Source organism: Deltaproteobacteria bacterium CG11_big_fil_rev_8_21_14_0_20_49_13 (genome assembly GCA_002796305.1).
Taxonomy (GTDB): Bacteria; UBA10199; UBA10199.
In genome coordinates, this window is the sequence record PCWZ01000063.1 from 10,364 (window position 1) to 17,071 (window position 6,708).

Annotated in this window: 5 protein-coding genes; 1 reads left to right on the forward strand and 4 read right to left on the reverse strand. The window is 50.4% G+C overall.

What is annotated here, in order from left to right; translation table 11 throughout:
* The 4 genes from COV46_06025 to COV46_06040 form a co-directional block, all read right to left on the reverse strand.
* On the reverse strand, positions 1–1,129 hold a 1,129-nt coding region (locus tag COV46_06025; GenBank protein ID PIR17012.1), incomplete at its 3' end, for a hypothetical protein.
* 157 nt (positions 1,130–1,286) lie between these two features.
* A complete protein-coding gene (locus COV46_06030) occupies positions 1,287–3,116 on the reverse strand; it encodes an RNA polymerase sigma factor RpoD (protein ID PIR17013.1) in 1,830 nt (609 codons plus the stop codon).
* 13 nt (positions 3,117–3,129) lie between these two features.
* The gene (locus tag COV46_06035) at positions 3,130–4,911 is read right to left on the reverse strand and encodes a DNA primase (GenBank protein PIR17014.1); all 1,782 of its coding nucleotides are present in this window, start codon (positions 4,909–4,911) and stop codon (positions 3,130–3,132) included.
* Positions 4,912–4,918: 7 nt separating this feature from the next.
* Positions 4,919–5,113, reverse strand: a complete 195-nt coding sequence (locus COV46_06040) for a 30S ribosomal protein S21 (protein ID PIR17015.1) — start codon at positions 5,111–5,113, stop codon at positions 4,919–4,921.
* A gap of 190 nt (positions 5,114–5,303) precedes the next feature.
* On the opposite strand from COV46_06040, the gene COV46_06045 reads away from it, so the two are divergent.
* Positions 5,304–6,608, forward strand: coding sequence for a glutamate dehydrogenase (locus COV46_06045; GenBank protein PIR17016.1), 1,305 nt, complete (start codon positions 5,304–5,306; stop codon positions 6,606–6,608).
* Positions 6,609–6,708 lie beyond the last annotated feature (100 nt).

Sequence of the window (6,708 nt, forward strand, 5' to 3'; positions counted from 1 at the left end):
CCCTTTGATTGATGAATACCGAAGGCGTTCCGCTGAGATATATATGATGTGCGACCTCGATGTCGGCCTGGACCTTTGCAAGCGCTTCCGGTGAATCGATGCATGTTCCCATCCATGCCTTATCTATCCCGTTCTTTTCGGCAAGGGAGACCAGCGTCTCTTTTTTGATCTTATTTTGATTCTTAAAGATGCCGTCATGAACCTCCCAGAATTTTTCCTTTTCCTGCGCGCAGACCGCCGCCTTGGCTGCAAGGCAGGCGTTGGCATGCATCGGACGTTCTATGTATTTGTTGCAGGAGTTGTCGAGAGGATAGTTAAGGAACACGAACTTTACGTTTTTTCTATACTCCTGAAGATAGGGCTTGATATTAAAGGCCGCCGCCCTGCAGAACGGGCACTGAAAATCGCTGAACTCAACGATCGTTGTCTTGGCCTCCGGGTTCCCCCACACGGGTGCGTCTTTTATATCTTCGGGCTTAATATCGTAGAGCGACTGCCTCATGTGAGCCGCGACAAGTTCGTTTATCTCTTTTGCGGTGGGCGACTGTCCTGCGGAACTCGTGGCCGAAAGGGTAAACAGATACCCGAGACCGAATATTATAGCCGCGGTTATTGCCGGAGAAATGACTTTCTTTGAAAAAAGAAGGCCCACCCTCTCCTTTATTGAAGGCCCGGAAGCGGCAAAGAGGGCTATCATTATGAATATGGTAACGACATACTCCGAAAGACATGTAAGGCAGATAGCGTTAAGAACGAAGATCGACACATATGCCATTCTGAGCGCCCATACGACACCGACGATAGATATCACCCATATCAAAGAAAGTGCGGCATCCTTATTGCTCTTGGAAAGTTTGACAAATAGCGCGAATGCGGCGGAAGCGATATAGAAGAGGAGCCCCCAGCCCGCAACAGGTATTCCGAACAGCGTCGAATAGCTTGAGGCATTAACGAGGTCGCAGTTTATGAAATTATTGACGGTGCAGAAACTCTGGTTCTCAAGTCCTGATTTTTGGATGCTGAAATATTCGGATATTGAGATATAAGAAAGGCCGATGCCGATAAGCGCGGCTACGAAAACCGCTACGAGCCACTTTTTTTTCATGCTCCCCCCGTTTTCGATACTCATCCTTCGACAAGCTCAGGATGAGCGATATTTAAAACAAGTTCTCATCCACCTGCCAGTTTATCCTAATGGGGGGAACGACTCGCTCGGAATACCTCACTCCTTCCCCCCAAACCCCTCTCGCTCGCACTGGCCAAGCCAGATGCTCGCTCGCTATCAGCTAAAATAAATTCTCATCCACCTGCCAGTCTATGAAGCTCTTGAGCTTCTTTGAACGGCTGGGGTGGCGAAGTTTTCTAAGGGCCTTTGCCTCTATCTGACGGATACGTTCGCGGGTAACTGCAAAATCCTTGCCCACCTCTTCGAGCGTATGATCGCTCTTCTCGCCAATTCCGAACCTCATGCGCAATACCTTCTCTTCGCGCGGCGTAAGCGTTGCAAGCACCCTCTTCATCTGGTCCGAAAGGCCGACCCCCGTCACTACCTCTGAAGGTGTTGGTATGGTCTTGTCCTCGATAAAGTCGCCAAGATGACTATCTTCTTCCTCACCTATCGGAGTTTCCAAAGATATTGGCTCCTTTGCGATACGCAATACCTTGCGCACCTTTTCGAGAGGGAGCTCCATCTTTTCGGATATCTCTTCCGGCGTAGGTTCGCGTCCCAGGTCCTGAACGAGGTATCTCGATGTTCTAACGAGCTTGTTTATCGTCTCTATCATGTGGACGGGGATCCTTATCGTGCGTGCCTGATCGGCGATGGCACGGGTGATCGCCTGGCGTATCCACCATGTTGCGTAGGTGCTGAACTTATAACCGCGGCGCCATTCGAACTTTTCGACGGCCTTCATGAGACCGATGTTCCCCTCCTGAATGAGATCCAGGAACTGGAGGCCCCTATTGGTATATTTCTTGGCGATGCTTACAACAAGCCTTAGGTTCGCCTTGATAAGCTCCTCTTTGGAGTTCTCTGTAAATATGCGCGCGCGCCTCACCTCTGCACAGGCCTTTTTGAGCTCGTCGAATGTCTGTCCCGACTCGCGCTCCAATTTCTTCTTATCCTGATCGGCGATCCTGAACTTTAGGTCCAGCTCCATCAGGTCGTCGCGTGAAATCTTCTTTGAAAGCATCACCTTTCTCTGCTGATAAGGGTTCTTCTTAAAGCTCTTTAAAAGCGCTCTCAACTCGCCGACGCTCGAGACCTTTGCCTCTTTGAGGCACGCTCTGATCTTGCCGTCGAACTGATTGATCTCGTTCACGCGCCTATGGATGCTCTCGATAAGATCGTCTATCGTCATCTTATTGAGGTTCATCTCCTTAAGGCAGGAAAGCATCTTCTGCCGAACTTCATCTGCCTTTGCCCTAGCGGAGTTCCTGTTCGATTCGCTTAAGCGCTCACTTGAGGCCTTGACCTGCCAGGAGCGCAGAGTCTTATCGAGAGCCCTCACCTTTGCCATAAGCTTCAGTATACCGAGACGGTGCTTATCTTCGTCAAAGCCATTCTCCGAATCCATGTCTTCGGTGTCTTTTATGATATCTGTGATCTTAAGCTTGTTCTTCGAAATGAGCTCGCCAAGAGAAAGAACGCCCTGAACCGCCATAGGTGACGACAGGAGGACGTTGAACATCTCTATGTCGCCGTTCTCTATCTTCTTCGCTATCTCAACCTCGCCTTCGCGGGTGAGAAGCGGAACGCTCCCCATCTTGCGGAGATACATCCTCACGGGATCGCTTGAACGGACCTGCACCTCTTCGACGACCTCGTCTTTCTTCTCCTTCTTTGCCGGCGCCTCCTCATCCCCATCGTCGGCATGAGCAGATGCCTTGGATGTAGCGCCTTTTTGCTTTATCATCTTCCCTTCTTCGGCGTTGTCAACCAGCTCGATATCCATGTCGTCAAACATGGTAAGGACGCTGTCAAGCTGGTCCGCAGAGACAAGGTCCTGCGGAAGCGCGTCGTTCACTTCGTCAAAGGTAAGGAATCCCTTCTCTTTGCCGAGGTCGATAAGCTGCTTGACCTCCTTCAGATCTACTTTGTGCTCTTGTACGTTCATTTTATGATCTCCGTTAGCTTTCTATATTGTGTAACTCTTTTGTTATCTTTTGTATCTCGGCCATATGCCGGCCGATGACCTCATCGTCCTTTGAAACGCCTATTTCGCCCGAGAGCTCTTCTATTCTCCTCTTTGCCGCCAGTCTCTTTAAACCCGCCAGGCAATCTTTCACGGCAACCGCCGGCTCGTCATATTTGTTCTCGGCCATGGCAAGCGCCAGTATCTCGCTCTTCAAACCTTCATCGGCAACGCCGTCCGCAAGTCTTGCAACGTCCAGCGCGCCGTTCTTTTTCACATCAGTCATGATAAGCGCCGCTATCGTCTGATACGAACCGTCGCCGAACTGCTCGGCGCTTATCTCTTTCAACACGCTAGTAACGGTCTCGGGGTACGAAAGCATCAGCTCAAGGAGCATCTTTTCTGCGGTGTTCGTCTTAAATCCTTTCGGCGACTCCTTCTTGTAGGTAACTTTTCTCCTACCTGCAAAGGTCGCCGCTATCACCGACTCGTCGAGCATCAGCTTTGAGGCCAGCTTCTTCTCATAGATGGAAACCTCGACCGGACTCTTCACCATTAAAAAGAAGGGCTTAAGCTCCTCTACGGCCTTTACCTTGCCGTCGGCGCTTCCGCCAAATCTCGCAACCGTTTCATCTATCATCCATTCAAAGAGCGTCTTGGAACTTTCGATAAGCTTTGTGAGCTTTTCTGCCCCGTTCTTTCTTACAAAGCTGTCAGGGTCCTCACCTGTCGCAAGCGCAACGACCCTTGGCACAAGCCCCTCTTCTAAAAAGACCGGCAGACTTCTTATCGCCGCCCTGCGCCCCGCTTCATCGCCGTCAAATATCACGACGAAGTTCTTTGTGTAGCGGGAGATCAGCCTTATGTGTCCGGACGTCAGCGCGGTGCCTAAGGGGGCCACCGCATTCGTCAGGCCCTCCTGATGGAGACGGACGACATCCAGATTTCCCTCTACAAGCACAGCTAGGTCGGTCCTTCTTATCGTATCAAACGCCTGGTCCAGCCCGTATACCGTGTAACTCTTATGGTATATGAGCGAATCGGGCGAGTTCAAATATTTTGCCGGCGCTTCCCTTCCTTCGGACGTTTTCGGCTCGCCAAAAGTGCGCCCGCTGAAGGCCACTATCTTAGGCTCCTTTGATGAGGGTGACATGACAGGAAAAACTATCCTGTGCCTGAAAAAATCGTAATACCCTCCGTCGTCACGCCTCTTCAAAAGCCCCAACTCGACCGCAAGGTCTAAGGGGACGCTCTTCGCCATAAGCTGACGAACGAGCCCGTCCCATGTATCATCGGCATATCCCAGGAAAAGTTGCGTGTTTTTTTCTAAATTAATGTCCCGCGATTTCAAGTAGTTACGGGCGGCCTCCCCATTTTTTGGGTCCTTGAGGTTATTTGCCCAGTATTCCGTCACCACCTGATTAAGCCTATATGCCCATGTTTTGCGTGTTGTGAGCTCGTCCTCTTTCTTTTTATCGAACGAGGTTAGCTTGGGGAGACGGACGCCTGCGCGCTCGGCAAGCATCTCGACGGCCTCCCTGAAAGAAAGGCCATCGAATTTCATAAAAAAATTGAATACATTTCCCCCTTCGCCGCAACCGAAACAGTGATAGATCCTCTTTTCATCGCTTACCATGAAAGAGGCGGTCTTTTCCGAATGAAACGGACAACACCCCTTGAAGTTGCGTCCCGCTTTTTTCAAAGGAAGACGTTCACCTATCAGTGCGGCAATAGAAACCCTATCCCTGATATCATCGAGGACGGTTTGCGAATACATTTTTTATTTAGTACAGCTTTGGAAACTTGGCTGTCGCACGTTTCCGGGCTTGAGCCATCTTCTTTTTCTTGCGTTCAGAAGGCTTTTCGTAGTGTTCGCGTTTGCGAAGTTCAGCTATGATGCCAGCCTTTTCGCACTGCTTTTTGAACCTGCGCATGGCCTGCTCAAAACTTTCGCCTTCACGAATTTTAATTCCGGGCATTGATTATCACCTGCCTTTAAAGGAAAAACTTAAAAGTTTTCCTCGGGTTAGGCGGGCAACGTATAAGTATTAAACGTTCTTTGTCAATATAAAAAAAAATCGTTCAAAATTTTTAAAAAGTACTTGCTAGGCGGATTTTAGAGGACTATTTTGCGGGCTCTAAAGTTACAATAAAAAAGGAGAAAACAGTATGCCGACAGCCATGAACGAAGTGCGCGACCTGCCGTCCTATAACGACTCGACCATAAGCGCCTTTGATAACGCCATGAAGCAGTTCGACGCGGCGGCAGAGGTCTTAAACCTCACAACTGACCAGGTGGCCGTCATAAAAGAGCCGCGCCGGGTGACTGAAGTAAAGCTCCCCATCCGCATGGATAACGGTTCCATTCAGGTCTTTAAGGCGTATCGCGTTCAGCATAATATAGCCCGTGGTCCGGCAAAAGGCGGCGTCCGCTTTCACCAAGATGTTAACCTGGACGAGGTCAAGGCGCTTGCCTTCTGGATGACATACAAATGTGCGGTAGTTAACGTTCCCTTCGGCGGCGGCAAGGGCGGTGTTATTGTGGAACCCTCAAAGCTTTCCAAAGGAGAGCTTGAAAGGCTCGCGCGCCGCTATTTTGCAGAGATGATGGACCTCTTCGGGCCGGACAAGGACGTCCCCGCCCCCGACGTTGGAACAAATCCCCAGATAATGAGCTGGTTCATGGACACATATTCAATGCACCACGGCGAGTTCACGCCTGCTGTCGTCACCGGTAAACCTATCGAGCTCGGCGGAAGCGAGGGCAGGACCGAGGCCACCGCCCAAGGATTAATGTATACGGTCGAAGAGGCGGTAAAACACCTTGGCATGGACCTCAAGAAATGCGCGGTCGCTGTGCAGGGTTTTGGCAACGTCGGTTCATATTCCGCAAAGCTCTTCCATAAGGCCGGAAGCAAGATAGTCGCCATCTCCGATGTTTCCGGCGCTTACCGGAACGAGAAAGGAATAGATATACCGAAGATATTCGACTACCTAAAGGACCACAAAACACTTGAAGGTGTTGACAAGGCCATGGGCCTCACAAAGATGAAGAACGCGATGGAACTTTTAGAGCTTCCTGTGGACATTCTGGTCCCGGCCGCACTTGAGAATCAGATCACAAAGAAGAACGCGGATAAGATAAAGGCTAAACTTATCGCAGAAGGCGCAAACGGCCCCATCACAACAGATGCCGACAATACACTGAACCAAAAAGGGACGTTCGTCATCCCCGACATCCTCTGCAACGCTGGCGGCGTTACCGTCTCCTACCTTGAATGGGTCCAGAACAGAATGGGTTACTATTGGAGGGACGAGCGAATTCAGGAGGACCTTTCGCGCATAATGAAGCAGTCTTTCCAGGCGGTGCTGGAAACATCCAAACAGTATAAGGTCGACATGAGAGTGGCCGCATTCATTGTCTCAATTCAACGCGTCACCCGCGCTTCAGAGATGCGCGGCCTTTACGCCTAAAAAATGGGTATAAAGTTATTGGCTCTTCGCGGATATGAGTGGGTCATTTGCGGGACAAGATGACGGGAAGAAGCGATTAGACGCGAATCGTCTGTTTATA

Coding starts and splice junctions, on each gene's coding strand:
- COV46_06030 (PIR17013.1), bottom strand. CDS start 3,116: ATGAACGTACAAGAGCACAAAGTAGATCTGAAGGAGGTCAAGCAGCTT.
- COV46_06035 (PIR17014.1), bottom strand. CDS start 4,911: ATGTATTCGCAAACCGTCCTCGATGATATCAGGGATAGGGTTTCTATT.
- COV46_06040 (PIR17015.1), bottom strand. CDS start 5,113: ATGCCCGGAATTAAAATTCGTGAAGGCGAAAGTTTTGAGCAGGCCATG.
- COV46_06045 (PIR17016.1), top strand. CDS start 5,304: ATGCCGACAGCCATGAACGAAGTGCGCGACCTGCCGTCCTATAACGAC.